The sequence below is a fragment of the Neorhizobium sp. PAMB6716 genome, assembly GCF_058242805.1.
This window is the reverse complement of the sequence record NZ_CM177835.1, coordinates 734,093-753,231: the sequence shown is the minus strand read 5'-3', so window position 1 is coordinate 753,231 and position 19,139 is coordinate 734,093. Positions and strand designations below refer to the sequence as shown.

Here is a 19,139-nt window from a genome sequence, read left to right as displayed (position 1 = left end):
ACAGAAATCAGCGTCCCAGTTCCTCGGCGCGGTCGCGCGCGGCCTTGAGTGCGGCATCAAACAGAGGCTGCATGCCATCATCAGCCATCAGCACGGCCAAAGCTGCCGCCGTCGTGCCTCCGGGCGAGGTCACGTTCTGGCGAAGCCGCGCGGCCTCCTCGGTCGAGCGGTTCAGCAACTCGCCGGCACCAGACACGGTTTCGCGCGCCAGCCGCATGGCCAGATCCGCGGGAAGGCCCAGCTTGCGCCCGGCTTCCGCCATGCATTCCACCAGATAAAAGACATAGGCCGGTCCGCTGCCCGACACGGCAGTGACCGCATCAATATCGCTCTCGGCTGCCACCCACTCCACCGGGCCGCTGACCTTCAACAGGTCATGCACGGCCTTGCGCTGCGCCTCCGACACCTTGTCATTGCCATAGGCGCCCGTGACGCCACGGCCGATCATCGCCGGCGTGTTGGGCATGGCGCGCACCATGGCGCCATCGCCAAGATAGCTTTGCAGGAAGGCAAGCGTCTTGCCGGCTGCCACCGAAACCACAACCGTATCCGGCCCGACAAGCGATGCTAGCTGCGGCAGCACCGCTTCCATCACCTGTGGCTTGACGGCGAGAAACAGGATGCCGGCCTTTACAGCCGCGGGGACAGAGGTTTCATGGCGGGCGCCGGCATTGTTGATCTCGGCGATCATCGCCTCCGATGGACCCGGATCGATGACCAGCACCGAGGCGCCGGGCACGCCGCTCTTCAGCCAGCCAGACAGCATGGCGCCGCCCATGTTTCCCGCACCGACCAGCACCACCAGCGGCGACGAGACTTCAGAGACAGAAACCGACATCAGCACTCACCCACGGTCTCAAACAGAACCGCATCCATGGCGGCCTTGGCTTCCATGCCCGACCAGACGACGAACTGGAAGGCCTGATAATAGGTTTCGCAAGCTTCGAGCGCGCTTGAGAGAAGCACCTCGACCTGCTGGTTGTTGGGTTCGGCACCACCGGCCAGAAGCAGCGACTGGCGGAAGATCACCACGTCTTCCTGGCGCCAGAGATCGAAATGGCCCATCAGCACCTGCCCGTTGACATGCGACAGAAGCCGGATCACCTCGTTGGCGCGCTGGTCGGAGACCTTGAGGTCAAAGGCGCAGGCCAGATGCAGCGCCTCGAACTCTTCCATCCACGAGAAGGATACGTGATAATCGGTCCAGTGGCCGGCGACTGTCATGGCGATTTCGTCTTCGCCCGACCGCTCGAACGTCCAGTCATTGGAGTCTGCGACGAACTCGATCATATCAACCGGGTTCGAATGACGTTCAATCTGCATCTCTAAGAGGCTCATACGGCACCTTCTCAACCGGAATGATAGCGACATGCGTGTTTGCTTTGAGAAACATGAGGGATGAACGCGGACACTGACCCGGAAAACCAAACTCTTCGATGATCGTCCCGCCGGCCGAAACGGGAAGGCTCATGGAAAAGAGCCTGCGGATCGTTCGGTCGTCGTTTCGAATCATCATTTAAAATCAGTGTATAGGGAGCGAGTCCCAGCACCAGCCCCCGCACCCCGTTTTTGCGGGGACGACTCACATCGACGCTTCGTTCGGGAGATCAGCCACGGCGGTTAAACGACTCTGCGGGCAGAGTTTTTCGGCTGTGTCCACAGGCTGTAAAAATCCCGGGACAAACTTTTTAGGAAAGCCGTCAAGCCCAAAAAGAAAACGCGGCGCCTCGTTTTGGAAGCACCGCGTGGTATTGCCGTAGAATAGGGTAAATATCAGCTGTTGCTTGCGGCAAGCTTTGCTTCGAGCGCCTCAAGACGAGCCTTCAGCGCATCGTTTTCGTCTCGTGCCTTGATGGCCATTTCGCGCACCACGTCGAATTCCTCACGGCGAACGAGATCCATATTGTTGAGAAACCGTTCTGCCTGCGCCTGGAAAGCCGTTTCCACTTCGCGACGCACGCCCTGGGCCGCACCTGCGGCATCGGTCATCAGTCGCGCGAATTCATCCATCATGCGGTTCGTTCCGGTCGACATTGCCTCGATCTCCCGTTGATGCGCCGCAGCGCGGCGACCTGTCTGTTAACTCCTGACGAGGTAGGGTGTGGCCTGCCTCCTTGCAAGGAGATTCGCGCCCCTTGCCGCAATTCGTCCCACTTCACGCTCGAAGAGGATGGGCAAGAAGCGGTGGCCTTGGGAGGCATTCCTTTTTGCAAAACCTTGAGGCAACAGCACCCGAATTCTTCTATTGCGGTGGTTTTGTTATGTTTTTCGAGCGTATCGTTCGGTCCGGAAATCAGTTAGGCCTTGACCGGTCGAGGGCGGAAAGTCATGTTCCCGCCCGATACGGCACATCGGCCGAGGGATATTAAACCTTGTATTCACCATCATCTTTCCTCGCCATCATGCCTTTTCCGAATATCGATCCGATTGCGTTTTCCATCGGCCCGCTTTCGGTTCACTGGTATGGACTGGCTTATGTCGCCGGCATTTTCCTCGGCTGGTTTTATGCGCGCGCGCTGGTGTCGCGGCCCGATCTCTGGCCGGCGGGCATGGCGCCGACATCTAAGGAAAAGCTAGACGATTTCCTCGTCTGGGTGGCAGCCGGCATCGTGCTCGGCGGCCGCATCGGTTATATCCTGTTCTATGATCTGCCGGCCGTCGTCGAAAATCCCATCCGCGCGCTGCAGATCTGGAACGGCGGCATGTCCTTCCATGGCGGGCTGATCGGCACGACGATTGCGATGATCCTGTTTGCCCGCCGCAACGGTATTGCCGTCTGGAGCCTGTTTGATCTGGTGGCAACGGTTGCCCCCTTCGGCCTGTTCTTCGGCCGCATCGCCAATTTCATCAATGGCGAACTGTGGGGCCGCATCAGCGATGTGCCCTGGGCGGTGGTGTTTCCGACCGGCGGACCCTTTGCCCGCCATCCAAGCCAGCTTTATGAAGCGCTACTTGAGGGAATCGTGTTATTGATCATTCTCAGATTGATGACGCATGGCCTGAAGGCGCTCAGAACTCCCGGCGTCGTCTGTGGCGTTTTCGTCTGCGGTTACGCATTGTCGCGCATTTTCGTCGAATTCTTCCGGGAGCCGGATCCACAGCTCGGTTATCTCGCCTTCGGCTGGCTGACCATGGGCATGGTCCTTTCGGTTCCGATGCTGCTGATCGGCGTTGTTTCCATCTGGCGCGGCCGCCGTGCCGCCGCACATATCTGACGCGAGGACGAGGCTTCCGTGACCACGCCACTTGCAGACAAGATCAAGAACCTTATCCGGGCAAACGGCCCGATCAGCGTAACCGACTATTTCGCCCTTTGCCTGGCAGATCCCGACCATGGCTATTATCGCACACGCGAGCCCTTCGGCCGCAATGGCGATTTTGTGACAGCCCCCGAGATCAGCCAGTTGTTCGGCGAGATGCTTGGCATTTTCATGGTGCATGCCTGGCAGCAGCACGGCAAACCGACGCCGGTCAACCTCGTGGAAATCGGCCCCGGCCGCGGCACGATGATGCTCGACATGCTGCGTGCCATCGCGAAATTGGCGCCGGCCCTGCATGAGGCGCTGAGCGTTCATCTCGTGGAAACCAGCGACCGCCTGCGCGGTGTGCAGCGTGTCACGCTCGAAGCCTATTCCGCCAAGATCACCTGGCATTGGGCTTTTGAGGACGTCCCCGGCGGATTTACGCTGATTGCCGCAAACGAGCTGTTCGACGCCATTCCGATCCGCCAGTTCGTCAAGACACCGACCGGTTTTCGCGAACGTATGGTCGGCCTCGACGCGGATGGTGGCCTGTCGTTCGGCATCGGCATGGCCACACTTGATCCAGCCCTCCTGCCCTCCTCTCACGGTTCGGAACGCGACGGCGCGATCTTTGAGATATCTCCCGCCCGCCAGGCGGTGATGAGCACGCTCTGCGACCGCCTGAAACGGGATGGCGGCACCGCCGTCATTATCGACTACGGGCATATGGTGACAAATTTCGGCGACACGCTGCAGGCTGTGCTGCGCCACGATTATGACCCGCCGCTTGCCCATCCCGGCGATGCGGACCTGACGAGCCACGTCGATTTCGAGGATCTGGCGCGCATTGCACGTAGCACCGGCATCCGCATCAACGGCTGCCTGCATCAGGGCGACTTCCTCTATGGGCTTGGACTTGGCGAACGGGCCGCAAAGCTGGCGCGCGGCAAAAGCGAGGCAGAACAGCGCGCCATCGGCGTTTCCGTCGACCGTCTCGCCAATGCCGGCGAAGGCCGGATGGGCGAGCTTTTCAAGGTCATGGCCGTCTCCAGTCCCGCCGTGACGCTTGCGCCGTTCCGCCCTGTCCGCGACTGACGCGGCCGCTCCACGGTTGACATCGCGCCGGCCCCCGGTCCACATTCTGCTTCGAAAACGAAGCAGCCGGGCGCCCGCGACACTGCGCCCTGCCGGCGCAGCGCACCATCCTTCACCTCCCAGAGACGGACAGATTTCAAGCCCATGCAGGATCCAACGCCGATCGAGAGCCCCTTGCTGGCTCGATGCACCCAGGATGGCATTCGCCACGGGTTTTTCACGCGCCAGGGCGGCGTATCGAAGGGCATCTACGAAGGCTTGAATGTCGGGCTCGGCTCGCGTGACATGCGCGACGACGTGGTGGAAAACCGGCGCCGGGTGGCTGCCTATTTCGGCCAGCCGCTGGAGCGCCTTGCCACCGTCAACCAGGTCCATTCTCCGGATGTTATGACCGTTGATGCTGCTTATGCCGGCGAGCGCCCGAATGCCGATGCGCTGGTGACGGCAACGCCGGGCGTGGTGCTGGGTGTGCTTGCCGCCGATTGCGGCCCCATCCTGTTTGCCGATCCGAAAAACCGGGTGATTGGCGCTGCCCATGCCGGCTGGAAGGGCGCGCTTTATGGCGTTGCCGAAAACACCATTGCCGCGATGATCGCGCTTGGCGCCGAACGCCAGGCTATCCTCGCCTGCCTCGGCCCATCGATCGCACAGGCAAGTTATGAGGTCGGCCCGGAATTTTTTGCGCGGTTCATGGATGAAGATCAGCGCTTTGCCGCCTTCTTCTCGCCCTCGCAAAAGGCCGGACATTACCAGTTCGATCTTCCGGGGCTGACCACAGAGCGCCTGCGCGATGCAGGCGTTACAGCGGAAAACCTCGATATGGACACCTATCCCGATTCTCAGCGCTTCTTTTCCTATCGCCGCACCACCCATGCCGGCGAGCCGGACTACGGGCGCCAGATATCGGCCATCGCAATCATGGAGGAATAACATGGCCCTGCATTTCGAACGCAGCGAATATGCCGCCCGGCTGGAGCGCCTGACTGGCGCCATGCAGGCGGAAAAGCTCGATGCCATGCTGCTGTTTGCCCAGGAAAGCATGTACTGGCTGACCGGCTATGACACGTTCGGCTACTGTTTCTTCCAGTGCCTGGTGGTGAAGGCCGATGGCACGATGTCGCTGATCACCCGCTCGGCGGACCTGCGCCAGGCGCGCCATACCTCCATCCTCGAGAACATCCACATCTGGGTCGACCGGGTGAATGCCGATCCGACGGTGGACCTCAAGAACCTGCTCTCCGAGATGGACCTGCTCGGCTGCCGCATCGGCGTGGAATATGACACGCATGGCATGACCGGCCGCGTCGCCCGTCTCCTCGACAATCAATTGTCCACGTTCGGCGACATCATCGATGCCTCCCATGTGGTAAGCCGCCTGCGGCTGGTAAAAAGTGCCGCCGAGATCGCCTATGTGGAGCGGGCAGCCGTACTGGCTGACGATGCGCTGGATGCAGCATTACCCCTGATCACAGCCGGCGGCAGCGAGGCGGATATCCTGGCGGCCATGCAGGGTGCGGTGTTCTCAGGCGGCGGCGATTATCCCGCCAACGAATTCATCATCGGTTCCGGCGCCGACGCGCTGCTCTGCCGCTACAAGGCCGGACGCCGGACCCTGGACGCCCAGGATCAGCTGACCCTGGAATGGGCGGGTGCCAGCGCGCATTACCATGCCGCCATGATGCGCACCGTGCTGATCGGCGAACCAACCACCCGCCATCGCGAATTGTACAATGCCTGCCGCGAAACGATCCTTGCCATCGAGGAGGTCTTGCGACCGGGCCATACCTTCGGCGACGTCTTCGACACCCATGCCCGCATCATCGATGAGCGTGGCCTGACGAGACACCGCCTCAACGCCTGCGGTTATTCGCTCGGCGCGCGCTTCTCGCCTTCCTGGATGGAACACCAGATGTTCCACCTCGGCAATCCGCAGGAAATCCTGCCTGATATGTCGCTCTTCGTGCACATGATCATCATGGATTCCGACAGCGGTGCCGCCATGACCCTCGGGCACACTTACCTCACCACACAAGAAGCGCCAAAAACACTCTCCCGGCATAGTCTCGACATGCTTGCCCGTTAAATAAAAATCCACAGAATTACAGTAATACAAAGAGTATAATATGATAAAATATTGACTCCACCGAAACAGCTCCCCTAAAGATGATCATTCAGTACACGGAATGGGGGCACAGGCATGGGGCAATTGCAACGGATTGGACCGCGGCTTGTCGCGGTAACGATGACGTTGCTATGCGCCGGCTGCAGCGATTCCTACCGTATGGCGCCACGCGCCGATGTGGGACAGCAGTCCTATGGACGCTATACCTCCACGCGGGGGAGCAACGCCGACCGGCGCGCCACCCCGACCTATCGCAATGGAACCCGCCCGACCTATTCCAGCCAGGCCTATCGCAATCCCCGCACCTATAGCCGCTACGACGGCGTCGCGACCGGAGGTGTTCCCGCTTATAATGGTTACGCACCGAACTGGAACGCGCCGGCCAATGCGGGACCTTACAACGCGCCAAACAGCTATGTGGCGCCAAACGGGTATGGGGCGCCCAACGGCTACACGAATGGCTGGAACGCCGCGCCGGCCCAGACCTATCCTCCTCAGGCCTATCCGCCGCAAGCCTATCCACCGCAATTCTATCCGCAGCAAGGTTATCCGCAGCCGGTCTATCCGCAGCAGGCCTATCCGCAGCCTGTTTATCCGGGACAGGCCTATCCGGCACCGACCTATCCGGCCTCAATCTACCAGCCTTTTCCGGCTCCGGCCTATCCGCCTTACCCGCAACCAGCCTATCCGCCGCGGCCGGCCTCCTACGCCAACCCGCCCTATGGCGCCGTCACCCCCTCCTATGACGGCGGATCCGCCTATCCGAACAGTGGCGACAATGGCGGATATAGCAGCCGGCCACTCTCGCAGGCAGCGCCCCTGGACGATGAGGGCAGCAGGCTGGATGAGGGAAGGCTGTCAACCTCGAGCACACCCGCCTTGCGCACCGCCGGCAACAGAACAGCGCCGCGCACCGTGCAGAGCGCCCCCCTGCCGCCGCCTGCCCAAAGGAAGAGTTATACGGCGCCCACCGCGGCGCGGGCAGCGCCTCAAACGCTGGAAGCACAGGCCCGTGCCGTCGACCAGGGCCGGCGTTCGCCGGCTGCGTCCGCACCGCTCCCCCAAAGACGTCCGTCGGTTGCCGCCAGCAAGCGCGCGACCACTCCGGAAAAACCGAAGGCGGCGCCCACCCGGCAATCGACCTCTCGGCCGGTCAATGAGGCGGCCTCACTTGGGCCCGTCAGGAGCGATACGATCCGCTTCCTGCCGATCATTGGGGCACCTGCAACGATTGTCACGCCATTGTCGCGCCACCTGGCAAATGCGGCGCGTGCTAGTGGCATCGTCATCAAGGCGGCAAATGTCGACAATGGCAGCCATTTCCTCAAAGGTTATCTTGCGACCTTTCGCAGTGGCGACGGCGTGACCGTCTCCTATGTCTGGGACGTGCTGGACAAAACCGGAGAGCGCCTGCACCGCATCCAGGGAAAACAGGACATTGCCTATGCCGGCGGCGATCTCTGGGCTGCCGTACCCGGCAGAACCCTCCAGACGATTGCGCAGGACACGATCGCCGCCTACCGGCGATGGCAGGGTGCGCAAACAAGCTGAATGGAGCAGGATCCGGCCCCAACTTCACGCACCGTTCACAAAAAATGGGTGATGTCAGTCGTTCAGTCTTGCATTCGAGTGCAGCAACGGTAAAAGGCCCGCATCCAGCGTGACAACAGGCGGACCCCAATGAAGGTTTTCGCAGGGAATTCGAACCGGCATCTTGCCGACGCGATCTGTTCCTATCTTAATGTGCCTCTTGGCAAAGCCACCGTCAAACGGTTCGCAGACCAGGAAATTTTCGTCGAGATCCAGGAGAACGTGCGTGGCGAAGATATCTTCGTCGTGCAACCCACCTCGTTCCCGGCCAATGACCATCTGATGGAACTGCTGATCATGATCGACGCCTTTCGTCGATCTTCGGCGCGGCGCATCACTGCAGTGCTTCCCTATTTCGGTTATGCCCGCCAGGACCGCAAGGCCGGCCCGCGCACGCCGATCTCGGCCAAGCTGGTGGCAAATCTGATCACAGAAGCCGGTGCCGACCGCGTGATGACGCTCGACCTGCATGCCGATCAGATCCAAGGCTTCTTCGATATCCCGACAGACAACCTCTACGCCGTGCCGATCCTCGCCCGTGACGTGAAGGAAAACTACGACCTCAACAACGTGATGGTCGTCTCGCCAGACGTCGGCGGCGTGGTGCGTGCCCGCGCGCTTGCCAAGCGCTTGGGCTGCCAGCTGGCCATCGTCGACAAGCGGCGCGAGCGCGCCGGCGAATCCGAAGTGATGAACGTCATCGGCGATGTCACCGGCAAGGACTGTCTGCTGATCGATGACATCGTCGATTCGGGCGGAACGCTGTGCAATGCCGCCGAAGCCCTTTTGAAGAACGGCGCAACCAGCGTCACTGCCTATATCACGCACGGCGTTCTCTCCGGTGGCGCGGTGGCCCGCGTCTCGTCGTCAAAGCTGCGAGAACTGGTGATCACCGACAGCATCCAGCCGACGACGGCCGTCCAGTCCGCGCCCAATATCCGCGTCGTCTCGACCGCAGCCCTGCTCGGCGAAGCGATCAACCGCACCGCGCTCGAACAATCCGTTTCTAGCCTGTTCGATTAATCGCGATGCTTACCATTCCGACGACCAACGCCGTCCCCAGGGGCGGCGTTTTCGTTTGTATAAAACGCGGATTGAAGTGGAAATGGCCGCAGGACAAGGCTTTTGCTTGCCAGCCTGCCCCACTTGGTCTATAGGCCCCTCGTCCGCGTAGACACCCTTGGAGGCAACGCGGATGAAGCGCATCGGACGATGCCCTTCTGATCCGTCGCAGAGCGTAAGCACAGCAGACGGGTTCTCCAAATAACCTCGAAAGGATATGCCATGAGCCACGCATCTTATGAGCTCAAGGCCGAGGCGCGCGAACGGGTTGGTAAGGGGTCCTCCCGTGAACTTCGCCGCAACGGTTTGATTCCCGCTGTCATCTATGGTGACAAGCAGGCCCCGATTTCCATCGCTCTGTCCACCAATGAGGTGACGAAGCGCATCCACGCCGGCGGTTTCATGACCACCGTCGCTTCCATCGTGCTCAACGGCGAAAAGATCTCCGTTCTGCCGAAGGATTACCAGCTTGATCCGGTGCGCGATTTCACCATGCACGTGGATTTCCTGCGCGTTTCCGCAGACAGCCAGGTCACCGTTGACGTTCCGGTCCACTTCATCAACGAAGAAAAGTCCGGCATCAAGATCGGCGGCGTGCTGAACATCGTTCGCCACACCGTTGAAATGGATTGCCCGGCCAACGACATCCCGGAATTCATCACCGTCGACCTCGACGGCTTCCAGATCGGCGACAGCATCCACATCTCGGCCGTCAAGCTGCCGAAGGGCGCAACGCCGACGATCACCGATCGCGATTTCACCATCGCTACGATCGTTGCTCCGGCTGGCGGCACGACCGAAGAAGAAGCGACTGCCGAATAAGCTTTACGCTGATCAGCATTCTTTGAACCCGCTTCCGGCAACGGAGGCGGGTTTTTCTATTCCGCTTCACAAGCTTTGCCGCAAAAACCCCATGTTTATCTGTCGATAAGCTGAAGGATCCCATGCATCGTGCAGCAAAGATCCGTCTCCGCCGGCAAAAGGGCTGGCAAGAGGTTGACAGCCGCATTGCGGTATCTGCCAATCGGGTTTTAATATTGCTTAAGGAAAGAGTGGAACGATGCCCGCTCGACAGGCATGATCTCAAGATAAAGAAAATAGCGGGAGCCTTGGTCTGAGCTGATGCGTCACTCCGTAGAGAGCCGTTTCATTGCGATTATATCCGGCGCTCTCCTGATCGTCGTCGCACCGCTGTTTACGCTTTTCCTCGCCCTGTCTTCGCAGCAGGCGACGCAGAGCCTAAAGGAGCGCGTCGACATTCGCCTGCAGGCCAATGCACAGGCGCTCAGCAAGCCGCTCTGGGATCTGGATCTCGACAGCATTCGTATGATCACGGCAACGCTGATCGGCGAACCGGGCATTCGGGTCGTGCAGGTCAGCGATACGCTGGGCAAGCTCGACGTTACCGAAAGCAATCTGCGGGGCAGCGGCGAACGCCTCGACAAGACGATGCAGGCCATCCAGTACCGCTCGACAGACGGGCTGCACGACGTCGGCACGCTCACCATCTATTACAACAAGGTCGGGCTTTTTTCGGCGCTCAACGCCATGGAACTCGCCTTCATTTCCATCTTCATGCTGGCAATTTTGACGGTCTTCGTCACGGCTATCTTCGGCAATCGCATCATGGTCATCCGCCCGCTGATGCGACTGACGGCGGCCATCGAAGCCACGCGCCGGCTTGGCTCGCGCCACCATGTCGACTGGCGCTCCACCGACGAGATGGGGCGGCTGGCGCAAAGCTTCAACGAAATGCAGACCCAGCTGGAACGCGAGGAGCGCGAGTTGAAGCGCGCCCACCAGCAGACCACCGAAACCTATAACCTGACGCCCGCCATGCTGTTTTCGCTCAACAGCGACGACATGATCTGGGCCGTCAGCGATTATTGGCTGCTGGCCACAGACTATGCGCGCAAGGACGTTCTGGGCCATCCCTTCATCGACCTCATCGTTCCTGCCGACCGCATGCGCTACCGGGCGCGCAAGCAGCAGGTGCGCACGAGCGGCAGCGCCTGCGAGATAACCGTGGGCTTTCTCTGTGCTGACGGACGCGTCATGGATGTGCTGATCCTCGAGACGGAACTGCACACCTCCGGCAGCGATCAGCCGACCTCGCTCAGCGTGATGACCGATGTGACCGAACTGAAGCAATCGGAACAGCGCAACAGGCGCCAGGCGATATCCGATCACCTGACCGGACTTTTGAATCGCCAGGGGTTCGAGGCCGTTCTGGACGAGAAGATTGCCGAAGCTGACACCGCCGGATCGCAGATCGCCTGCCTGTTCATCGACCTCGACCGCTTCAAGTCGATCAACGACACGCTCGGCCATACGGCGGGCGATAGCGTTCTGTGCCAGTTTGCCAGGCGCATCACGCCGCTGATCCAGGTGGACGACATCGCCTCGCGTCTTGGCGGCGACGAATTTGCGCTGCTGGTCACCGGCCACGGTGCCGAAGAGCGGGCAAACGCGATATGCCAGAAGATCGTCGACCTGTTCGACGTGCCGTTTCAGGCAGATGGCACGGCCGTGCGCCTCAGCGCCAGCATCGGCCTCGCTTTCTATCCGCGCCATGCCCAGCTTGCCGCAGAACTGCTGCAGAAGGCCGACATGGCGATGTATACCCGCAAACGCGACGGCAAGAACGGTGCCGTCATCTATAACGAAGCCATTCTGGATCGGGCGCGCGAACGGGCCGAGATCGAAAGCGACATCACCGTTGCCCTGGCTGCAAACTGGTTCGAATCGCATTTCCAGCCGATCGTCGATGTCGCGACCCGCCGCATTGTCGGTTTCGAGGCGCTGATGCGTCTTCGCCATCCGCGCAAGGGCCTGCTCTCGCCCTCCAGCATTATCGAAGTGGCCGAGGAAACCGGTTCGATCAACCAGATCGGCAATCTGGTGCTTGAGGACGCGCTGTCCAACCTGGCGCGCATTTCAGCCCTTCCCGGCATGGATAAAACCTATGTGGCGGTGAATTTTTCGCCCTTGCAGTTCGAGCCAAGCCTTCCCGCGCGACTGGCAGCACTGGTTTCCCGCCACAATATCATGCCGCACCGACTGGTGGTTGAAATCACCGAGGCCGTGCTGATGCATGACGATCCGAAGGTGCGCAAGATCCTCGATGAAATCCATGCCTTCGGTTGCCGCATCGCCCTTGATGATTTTGGCACAGGCTATTCCTCGCTGAGTTACATGAGCCGCTTCCCGGTCGATATCGTCAAGATCGACCAGTCCTTCATCCGCTCCATCGGCGCCGATGCCTCCGAAGTCGGGCAGAAGAACCGCATGCTGGTGGAAGGCATCAGCGCCATCTCGCACAAAATGAACTGCACGGTGATTGCAGAAGGCGTGGAAACCCGCCGGCAGCACGAGCTTTTGAAGCAGATCGGCGTCGATTGCGCGCAAGGATTTCTGTTTTCCCTGCCCCGCAGCATCGAGGACCTGATGGCTGATCTTTCAAGCTCTGCAGCACCACTGGAAAGCCTGACAGGATGAGTTCATACTGAAAGATCAAGCGGGTTCGGGGGAAGCGGCATGAAGTGTCTGATTGCAATCTTCTGCATGCTGGCCGGGCCGGTCTCGGCCGCAAGCCTGACCTTTACCACCGAATCCTATCCGCCCTTCAGCTTTCTCGGCCCGGACGACGTGCCGCGCGGTGCAGGCGTGGAACAGGTCAATGGAATCATGAAGGGCATCGGTTCCGATATGAACTATAAGATCGAGGTTCTGCCCTGGGCGCGGGCACTGGCACTGGCCGAAACGCAGCCGGATCATTGCGTCTTTGCCACGGCGCGCACGGCGGAGCGGGAAAACCGGTTCCAATGGGTCGGCCCCCTGCACATCGACCGCAACGTACTGGTGAAGCGCGCCGGCAGCCCCGTTCATGCGCCAACCCTTGAGGCGGCCAAGGCCTACCGCATCGGAACCCAACGCGAAGACTATACGCAGGAAATCCTGCGCCGGAAGGGTTTTACAGAAATCGACCTCAGCGCAAGCTTTGACCTCACCCTTGCAAAATTGCTCGGAGGACGCATCGACATGATGCCGATGTCAGACGGCGTGGTGCGCAAATTGCTGAAGGAGGGACAGCCGATCGAGCCGGTTGTCGCTCTGTCACTGCAGCAATTGTCTATTGCCTGCAACAAAAGTGTCTCGGTCACGCTGATCGAGCGCATGCAGGCATCGCTCGACCGCTTGAACGCCAATGGCATGCGCGACAAGATCTACCGCGCCTATGGCCTGACGCCCGTGCGGTGATCCCCGCCAAACCATCTGACGCCGAAGGGACGAGGGACTGAAGCAGGGGCCAGGATTTTGCCAAAAATACTTGACTTCCGGCCCGTTTCGCGGTCCCAGACGCGCAGCGTAATGGCCACCGGTTTCAACGGCCACCCTGTTCAACGGCCAGCGCGTCGAGGAAACGTCACATGTTCATCATCGCCGGCCTCGGCAATCCGGGCGCCAAATATTCCGGCAATCGCCACAATATCGGGTTCATGGCGGTCGATGCCATCCAGCGCCGTCAGGGATTTGCCCCGTGGTCGAAGAAGTTCAAGGCAGAAATTTCCGAAGGCGAAATTGGCGCGGAAAAGGTGCTGCTGATCAAGCCGCAGACCTTCATGAACCTGTCCGGCGAGGCCGTCGGCGAAGCCATGCGCTTCTACAAGCTTCAGCCACAGGACATTATTGCCATCTATGACGAGCTGGATCTCGTGCCCGGCAAGGCCCGGATCAAGACGGGCGGCGGCCATGGCGGGCACAATGGCGTCAAATCGCTCGATGCCCATTGCGGGCGCGAGTATCGCCGTCTGCGGCTCGGCATCGGCCATCCCGGCTCCAAGGAGCAGGTGCAGAACCATGTGCTCGGCGATTTCGCCAAGGTCGACCGCGTCTGGCTCGACCCGCTGCTCGAGGCACTCGCCGACAATGCCGACATGCTGGTGAAGGGCGAGGATTCGCAGCTGATGAACAAGCTGGCGCTGGCCGTCGGTGCCAAACCGGACGACGAGCCCAAAAAGGCAAAGACGTCGGAAAAGCCGGGTGGCGGCCAGTCGCATATTCGCGCTGCCCGCAATTTTGCCCAGCCAAAAGCGCTGCCGACATCAGGTCCGATGGCCGACATGCTGAAGAAGATGTTTGGCCCGAAGGACAAGGATTGATGACGGGAGGCGCGCAGCTATCGATCCGCCCCGCCGGTCCGCACGACCTTGCATCGCTGCTTGCTCTTTACCGTGAGCTTAACCCCACAGATCCCCAGGTCTTGCCGCAGACCGCGCACGCACGTTACCATGCGATGCTGTCGCATCCGGGCCTCCACGTCTTTCTCGGGCTGTCGGCGGATGTTGCCGTATCAACGGCGACGCTGCTGGTGATCCCCAACCTGACCCGAAACGCCCGTCCCTATGGGCTGATCGAAAATGTCGTGACGCTTTCTGCCTCTCGCGGCAAGGGTTATGCCCGCGCCGTCATCCGTCATGCGGTGGCGCATGCTTTTGCCGCAGACTGCTACAAGGTCATGCTGCTGACCGGGCGCCAGAGACCCGAGGTGCTTCGTTTTTACGAAAGCTGCGGTTTTGCGCAGAACAAGGCCGGCTTTCAGATCCGCAACGACTGACCGAGGGCCGGCTTGCTGTTACTCCTGACAGCAGAACACGACGGGTATGAAAAACACCCCACAACGCGGGCTCTGCGTAAACCTCATGCGTATAAATTGCTGCCATGCAGCATCCTGTCGCGATAATCCTTGAAGTTTCGCCAATATAGCTTATGTTGAACGCATACGTTTACAGCCTTTTCGGCTACCTGATCATCCTTGCCTCCTAGGCTGCTTGGCGACCCACAGATTTTGCGAACGTTCCAGAACTTCAGCCCGAGCGGCTGGAGTGCGCCAGCAAATCCATTTCTTGCGCGCCACACCCGGATTTCAAGGATATTATCATGATGCAATCACCCCGTACCGCAGCCACGCTTCTGTTTGCCCGCCCTGAGGCAGATGCCGGCTCCAATGCCGCCAAGCTTCAGGCCCTGCGCAACAGCCAGGCGCTTCGGCTGCGCGAACGCAAGATGACCGAAAAGCAGGAGCGCCTGGACAAAAGGGCGTCGCACCTGCAACCCACCGGCTGACCCGTTTCGCCGGTTTTCAAGAAGACGACCCAACCCCGATTGAAGGCCCATTGACGGCCGCAGGATATATTGACGTGGCAAACATCGACTATAATGCAAGCGCCGGGCTTTATCCGTGCAAGACCAACAAGCGCACCACCCGCGTGCGTTACAGACGTTTCGACACCGTGGCCGAAGCCGTGCGCTTTGCCATCGAGGACATGCCCGACGTGCAGTTGCGCGGTTGCGTGCTGGAAGTGGACGAGACCCGTTTCGACGGCAACGGCATCCGCCGCCTTTATGACGCGCAGGACTACCCGCTGCTGCGCCGCGCTTGACGGTTCGTGTCACGGATGCGGGCGGTCATCGACGCATCCGCCCGGCGCCGCAAGAGACTGCGGATGACCGGGAGACAATAATCGAATGACGATATTTTCCGTTCGCCACATCACCGAATATGTCTACAAGCGGCCGGTCGCCTTCGGGCAGCACCGACTGATGTTTCGGCCACGCGACAGTTTTGACCAGACGCTGCTCAGTTCCGATCTCGCCATCCATCCGCCGCCGCAATCGGTGCGCTGGATCCATGATGTGTTCGGCAATTGCGTGGCGCTGGTTTCGTTTTCCGGCCGGGCCAAAAAACTTCGTTTCGAAACCAATATCCGTCTGGAGCATTCAGAGCAGGTGGCGCTCGACTTGCAGATCGACGACGAGGCCCTCACCTATCCCTTTGCCTATGATCCGGAAGAGGCGCCGGATCTGGAGCGCGTCATTGCGCGGCATTTTCCCGATCCCGACGACAGTCTCGGCCGCTTTGCCCGCCAATTCCTGCGGCCGGGCCAGCCGACCGAAACCGGGCATGTGCTGATGACGCTCTGTTATGCCATCCACGAAAGCTTCACCTATGCGCGCCGGCACGAACACGGCACGCAGACACCGCTTGAGACACTGTCGCTGCGCCGTGGCACCTGCCGCGACTTTGCGCTGCTGATGATGGAGGCTGCCCGGGCTCTCGGCATGGCGGCGCGTTTCGTCACCGGTTATATCTACGTGCCCGATCGCGATGGCTCGACCACGCTCGGCGGCGGATCGACCCATGCGTGGTGTCAGGTTTACCTGCCCGGCGCCGGATGGGTGGAGTTCGATCCGACCAATGGCATCGTCGGGAACCGGGATCTTATCCGCGTCGGTGTGGCGCGAGACCCACGTCAGGCCGTGCCACTTTCCGGCAGTTACGACGGCGAAGCCTCCGATTTCGACGACATGGTGGTGCAGATCAACGTGACGACTGAACAAAACGACAGACGACTGACCGGCTGAACGGAACAACAAGCACCGAACGCCGTTGCCCGCATGACTTTCCTCCCTCCTCGCTCAAGGATATCGATCCATGAAAATTCGCGCGGGCTTTCGCCTGAGCTACGAATGCCCGCAGGACACGGCCATGCTGCTGGTTCTCAACATTCACCCTTCGCGCCGGGCGGACCTTTTTGGCGAGCAGACGCTGAGTTTCGACCGGCCGATCGAGGCCCGTGGTTATATTGACGGGTTCGGAAATGCCTGCAGCCGCATCGTGGCACCGGCCGGCGTGACCACGATCACCACCGATTTCGAGATCTATGACGGCGGCCTTGCCGATCCCATCCCCGAAAATGCCTACCAGCACGAGATCAAGGATCTGCCGGACGAGGTTCTGGTCTTCCTGCTCGGCAGCCGTTACTGCGACACGGACCGCCTGGCCGATTTTGCCTGGAAGACGTTTTCCGACACGCCGATGGGCTGGCCGCGTGTGAAGGCCATTCTCGATTTCACCCACAACCACATTACTTTCGATTACCAGAAAGCCGATCCACTGCGCACAGCCTTTGGCGGTTTCACCGATCGCACCGGCGTGTGCCGCGATTTCGCGCATCTTGCCGTCACACTGTGCCGCTGCATGAACATTCCGGCGCGCTATTGCACCGGCTATCTCGGCGATATCGGCGTGCCCACGGATGTGAACCCGATGGATTTCAGCGCCTGGTTCCAGGTCTATCTCGGCGGAAGCTGGCACACGGTGGATGCGCGCCATAACAAGCCGCGCATCGGCCGCATCCTGATGGCAACCGGCCGTGACGCGACCGACGTAGCGCTGACGACGGCCTTTGGCCCGGCCATCCTCCGGCATTTCGAAGTGATCACCGACGAGATCCCGGCACAGACGATGTGACGGCTGTGTTTCGGTTGGTTGTCGCAGGCGGAAACGATTTTCCCGCTTGCGACGGCTCTCCGGATCACTCTTCCGGCTCGGCCTTGAACATCAGCGGAAAACCCGCCTCCTTGGCCAGATCCATCGCCTCGGAGACTTTTGTCTCGGCAATATCCTTGGCGCAGACGACGACAACGCAGGAGCCGAGCTTGTGCGCTGTCATCATCACCCGGTGGCCGGCATCTTCCCCGATACGGAAAACAACCTTCAGCACCAGCGTGACGAATTCGCGCGGCGTATAATCGTCGTTGAAGAGAATGACCTTGTAGAGCTTGGGGCGCTCCAGCTTCGTTGTGCTCTTCGGCTTGAGTGTGGTTCCGTTCGCCATGGCGGCGGGCCTCCTGTGTCACCTGAGGTGGTGCAGCCGGGATTTGATGTGAAGGATCATTCGCGTGCGTGCAACGGTATCGCAGCGTTTCTCTCTTCAAAATAGGAAGAGTCTTGGCCCGCAGCAAGTGGCCAAGTGCTTTCAATGGCCGGAAACACGGCGGAATGGCAAGGCGCCCTTGACCCCATGCCGCGTTTCCCCCATAGCCAGACTAAATCGAAATCAAGGACAGGTGGAACCCTTATGGGCTTCAAGTGCGGTATCGTGGGCCTGCCGAATGTCGGCAAATCCACCCTTTTCAACGCGCTGACCAAAACGGCGGCAGCGCAGGCGGCAAACTATCCCTTCTGCACCATCGAGCCGAACACCGGCGAAGTGGCGGTTCCGGATCCGCGCATGCAGAAGCTTGCATCCGTTGCGGGCTCCAAGGAAATCATCCCCACCCGCATCTCCTTCGTGGATATTGCGGGCCTGGTGCGCGGCGCCTCCAAGGGCGAAGGTCTCGGCAACAAGTTTTTGGCCAACATCCGCGAAGTGGATGCCGTGGTGCATGTGCTGCGCTGCTTCGAAGATGATGACATCACCCATGTCGAAGGCCGTATCAACCCGGTCGGCGATGCCGAGACGATCGAGACCGAGCTGATGCTCGCCGACCTCGAAAGCCTCGAGCGCCGCGTCGAGCAGACCCGCAAGCGCGCCGCGTCGAAGGACAAGGATTCGGTTGCCCAGTTGCCGATCATGGAAGCGGTCGTCAAGCTCTTGAACGAGGGCAAGCCTGCCCGCCTGCTGCTGCAGACGCTGGCGGCCGACGAGATCGAGATCCTGAAGGGCCTCAATCTCTTGACCTCGCACCCGGTTCTCTACGTCTGCAACGTGGCGGAAGCCGATGCGGTCGATGGCAATGCCCACACCAAGGCTGTGGCCGAAATGGCCAAGTCGCAAGGCGCCGAATGCGTCATCATTTCGGCGGCCATCGAATCGGAAGTGGCGCAGCTGCCGGAGGAAGAGTCCAAGGAATTCCTCTCGGCTCTCGGCCTTGAGGAAGCCGGTCTCGACCGTCTGATCCGTGCCGGCTACAACCTGCTTCACCTCATCACGTACTTTACCGTTGGCCCCAAGGAAACCCGCGCCTGGACCATCGTGCGCGGCACGAAGGCACCGGCCGCCGCCGGCGTCATCCATACGGATTTCGAACGCGGCTTCATCCGCGCCTTCACCATCGCCTATGACGATTACATCGCCTACAAGGGCGAAGTGGGCGCCAAGGAAGCCGGCAAGGGCCGCGACGAAGGCAAGGAATATGTGGTGCAGGACGGCGACGTCATCCACTTCCGCTTCAACACCTAA

20 protein-coding genes are annotated in these 19,139 nt (G+C 60.5%); 16 read left to right on the top strand and 4 right to left on the bottom strand.

The annotated features are described in order from the left end of the window. Nucleotides 1-7: 7 nt before the first annotated feature. The 3 genes from proC to AC4CWH_RS03560 all read right to left on the bottom strand — a co-directional run bounded on the left by proC (nucleotide 8) and on the right by AC4CWH_RS03560 (nucleotide 2,034). Nucleotides 8-838 carry a pyrroline-5-carboxylate reductase gene (proC, locus tag AC4CWH_RS03570; protein WP_491320415.1) on the bottom strand — a complete coding sequence of 277 codons (831 nt, stop codon included), beginning with the start codon at nucleotides 836-838 and terminating at the stop codon, nucleotides 8-10. Continuing rightward, the gene (locus AC4CWH_RS03565) at nucleotides 838-1,338 is read right to left on the bottom strand and encodes a type III secretion system chaperone family protein (protein WP_491320414.1); all 501 of its coding nucleotides are present in this window, start codon (nucleotides 1,336-1,338) and stop codon (nucleotides 838-840) included. The genes proC and AC4CWH_RS03565 overlap by 1 nt, the downstream gene beginning before the upstream one ends. 435 nt (nucleotides 1,339-1,773) lie before the next feature. Then, nucleotides 1,774-2,034, bottom strand: coding sequence for an accessory factor UbiK family protein (locus tag AC4CWH_RS03560; RefSeq protein WP_491284250.1), 261 nt, complete (start codon nucleotides 2,032-2,034; stop codon nucleotides 1,774-1,776). A 338-nt stretch (nucleotides 2,035-2,372) separates the two neighbouring features. On the opposite strand from AC4CWH_RS03560, the gene lgt reads away from it, so the two are divergent. The 15 genes from lgt to AC4CWH_RS03485 all read left to right on the top strand — a co-directional run bounded on the left by lgt (nucleotide 2,373) and on the right by AC4CWH_RS03485 (nucleotide 17,425). Then, the gene (gene lgt / locus AC4CWH_RS03555; RefSeq protein WP_491320413.1) at nucleotides 2,373-3,215 is read left to right on the top strand and encodes a prolipoprotein diacylglyceryl transferase; all 843 of its coding nucleotides are present in this window, start codon (nucleotides 2,373-2,375) and stop codon (nucleotides 3,213-3,215) included. 18 nt (nucleotides 3,216-3,233) lie between these two features. Next, entirely contained in the window at nucleotides 3,234-4,337 is a 1,104-nt protein-coding gene (locus AC4CWH_RS03550; RefSeq protein ID WP_491320412.1) for a class I SAM-dependent methyltransferase, read from the top strand. Between the two features lie 144 nt (nucleotides 4,338-4,481). Further along, complete coding sequence (pgeF, locus tag AC4CWH_RS03545; protein ID WP_491320411.1) at nucleotides 4,482-5,267, top strand: peptidoglycan editing factor PgeF; 786 nt, start codon at nucleotides 4,482-4,484, stop codon at nucleotides 5,265-5,267. A gap of 1 nt (nucleotide 5,268) precedes the next feature. After that, on the top strand, nucleotides 5,269-6,420 hold the full coding sequence (locus AC4CWH_RS03540; RefSeq protein ID WP_491284246.1) for a M24 family metallopeptidase: 1,152 nt from the start codon (nucleotides 5,269-5,271) through the stop codon (nucleotides 6,418-6,420). Between the two features lie 159 nt (nucleotides 6,421-6,579). After that, nucleotides 6,580-8,010: a hypothetical protein gene (locus tag AC4CWH_RS03535; RefSeq protein ID WP_491320410.1), complete on the top strand. Its 1,431-nt coding sequence runs from the start codon at nucleotides 6,580-6,582 to the stop codon at nucleotides 8,008-8,010. A gap of 129 nt (nucleotides 8,011-8,139) precedes the next feature. Then, nucleotides 8,140-9,072 (top strand): ribose-phosphate pyrophosphokinase, encoded by a 933-nt coding sequence (locus AC4CWH_RS03530; RefSeq protein WP_491284244.1) that lies wholly within the window; start codon nucleotides 8,140-8,142, stop codon nucleotides 9,070-9,072. Nucleotides 9,073-9,333: 261 nt separating this feature from the next. Continuing rightward, on the top strand, nucleotides 9,334-9,933 hold the full coding sequence (locus tag AC4CWH_RS03525; RefSeq protein WP_491284243.1) for a 50S ribosomal protein L25/general stress protein Ctc: 600 nt from the start codon (nucleotides 9,334-9,336) through the stop codon (nucleotides 9,931-9,933). A 300-nt stretch (nucleotides 9,934-10,233) separates the two neighbouring features. After that, nucleotides 10,234-12,609: a putative bifunctional diguanylate cyclase/phosphodiesterase gene (locus AC4CWH_RS03520; RefSeq protein ID WP_491320409.1), complete on the top strand. Its 2,376-nt coding sequence runs from the start codon at nucleotides 10,234-10,236 to the stop codon at nucleotides 12,607-12,609. A gap of 39 nt (nucleotides 12,610-12,648) precedes the next feature. Next, a complete protein-coding gene (locus AC4CWH_RS03515; RefSeq protein WP_491320408.1) occupies nucleotides 12,649-13,371 on the top strand; it encodes a substrate-binding periplasmic protein in 723 nt (240 codons plus the stop codon). Nucleotides 13,372-13,541: 170 nt separating this feature from the next. Continuing rightward, nucleotides 13,542-14,273, top strand: a complete 732-nt coding sequence (gene pth, locus AC4CWH_RS03510) for an aminoacyl-tRNA hydrolase (RefSeq protein WP_491320407.1) — start codon at nucleotides 13,542-13,544, stop codon at nucleotides 14,271-14,273. Further along, nucleotides 14,273-14,728 (top strand): GNAT family N-acetyltransferase, encoded by a 456-nt coding sequence (locus AC4CWH_RS03505; protein ID WP_491320406.1) that lies wholly within the window; start codon nucleotides 14,273-14,275, stop codon nucleotides 14,726-14,728. The genes pth and AC4CWH_RS03505 overlap by 1 nt, the downstream gene beginning before the upstream one ends. Nucleotides 14,729-15,051: 323 nt before the next feature. Next, nucleotides 15,052-15,237, top strand: coding sequence for a hypothetical protein (locus AC4CWH_RS03500; protein WP_491320405.1), 186 nt, complete (start codon nucleotides 15,052-15,054; stop codon nucleotides 15,235-15,237). Between the two features lie 74 nt (nucleotides 15,238-15,311). Continuing rightward, complete coding sequence (locus AC4CWH_RS03495; RefSeq protein WP_491284237.1) at nucleotides 15,312-15,554, top strand: hypothetical protein; 243 nt, start codon at nucleotides 15,312-15,314, stop codon at nucleotides 15,552-15,554. 85 nt (nucleotides 15,555-15,639) lie between these two features. Further along, nucleotides 15,640-16,536: a transglutaminase family protein gene (locus AC4CWH_RS03490; protein WP_491320404.1), complete on the top strand. Its 897-nt coding sequence runs from the start codon at nucleotides 15,640-15,642 to the stop codon at nucleotides 16,534-16,536. A 70-nt stretch (nucleotides 16,537-16,606) separates the two neighbouring features. Then, a complete protein-coding gene (locus AC4CWH_RS03485) occupies nucleotides 16,607-17,425 on the top strand; it encodes a transglutaminase-like domain-containing protein (protein WP_491320403.1) in 819 nt (272 codons plus the stop codon). Nucleotides 17,426-17,489: 64 nt separating this feature from the next. Here the strand turns inward: AC4CWH_RS03485 and clpS are convergent, their stop codons facing one another. Beyond that, nucleotides 17,490-17,792 carry an ATP-dependent Clp protease adapter ClpS gene (clpS, locus tag AC4CWH_RS03480; RefSeq protein ID WP_491284234.1) on the bottom strand — a complete coding sequence of 101 codons (303 nt, stop codon included), beginning with the start codon at nucleotides 17,790-17,792 and terminating at the stop codon, nucleotides 17,490-17,492. Nucleotides 17,793-18,035: 243 nt separating this feature from the next. On the opposite strand from clpS, the gene ychF reads away from it, so the two are divergent. Continuing rightward, nucleotides 18,036-19,139, top strand: coding sequence for a redox-regulated ATPase YchF (gene ychF, locus AC4CWH_RS03475; RefSeq protein WP_491320402.1), 1,104 nt, complete (start codon nucleotides 18,036-18,038; stop codon nucleotides 19,137-19,139).

Excerpts from the sequence above, each read along its gene's own strand:
- proC (WP_491320415.1), bottom strand. The coding sequence starts at position 838 with ATGTCGGTTTCTGTCTCTGAAGTCTCGTCGCCGCTGGTGGTGCTGGTC.
- AC4CWH_RS03565 (WP_491320414.1), bottom strand. The coding sequence starts at position 1,338 with ATGAGCCTCTTAGAGATGCAGATTGAACGTCATTCGAACCCGGTTGAT.
- AC4CWH_RS03560 (WP_491284250.1), bottom strand. The coding sequence starts at position 2,034 with ATGTCGACCGGAACGAACCGCATGATGGATGAATTCGCGCGACTGATG.
- pgeF (WP_491320411.1), top strand. The coding sequence starts at position 4,482 with ATGCAGGATCCAACGCCGATCGAGAGCCCCTTGCTGGCTCGATGCACC.
- AC4CWH_RS03540 (WP_491284246.1), top strand. The coding sequence starts at position 5,269 with ATGGCCCTGCATTTCGAACGCAGCGAATATGCCGCCCGGCTGGAGCGC.
- AC4CWH_RS03535 (WP_491320410.1), top strand. The coding sequence starts at position 6,580 with ATGACGTTGCTATGCGCCGGCTGCAGCGATTCCTACCGTATGGCGCCA.
- AC4CWH_RS03530 (WP_491284244.1), top strand. The coding sequence starts at position 8,140 with ATGAAGGTTTTCGCAGGGAATTCGAACCGGCATCTTGCCGACGCGATC.
- AC4CWH_RS03525 (WP_491284243.1), top strand. The coding sequence starts at position 9,334 with ATGAGCCACGCATCTTATGAGCTCAAGGCCGAGGCGCGCGAACGGGTT.
- AC4CWH_RS03520 (WP_491320409.1), top strand. The coding sequence starts at position 10,234 with ATGCGTCACTCCGTAGAGAGCCGTTTCATTGCGATTATATCCGGCGCT.
- AC4CWH_RS03515 (WP_491320408.1), top strand. The coding sequence starts at position 12,649 with ATGAAGTGTCTGATTGCAATCTTCTGCATGCTGGCCGGGCCGGTCTCG.
- pth (WP_491320407.1), top strand. The coding sequence starts at position 13,542 with ATGTTCATCATCGCCGGCCTCGGCAATCCGGGCGCCAAATATTCCGGC.
- AC4CWH_RS03505 (WP_491320406.1), top strand. The coding sequence starts at position 14,273 with ATGACGGGAGGCGCGCAGCTATCGATCCGCCCCGCCGGTCCGCACGAC.
- AC4CWH_RS03500 (WP_491320405.1), top strand. The coding sequence starts at position 15,052 with ATGATGCAATCACCCCGTACCGCAGCCACGCTTCTGTTTGCCCGCCCT.
- AC4CWH_RS03490 (WP_491320404.1), top strand. The coding sequence starts at position 15,640 with ATGACGATATTTTCCGTTCGCCACATCACCGAATATGTCTACAAGCGG.
- AC4CWH_RS03485 (WP_491320403.1), top strand. The coding sequence starts at position 16,607 with ATGAAAATTCGCGCGGGCTTTCGCCTGAGCTACGAATGCCCGCAGGAC.
- clpS (WP_491284234.1), bottom strand. The coding sequence starts at position 17,792 with ATGGCGAACGGAACCACACTCAAGCCGAAGAGCACAACGAAGCTGGAG.
- ychF (WP_491320402.1), top strand. The coding sequence starts at position 18,036 with ATGGGCTTCAAGTGCGGTATCGTGGGCCTGCCGAATGTCGGCAAATCC.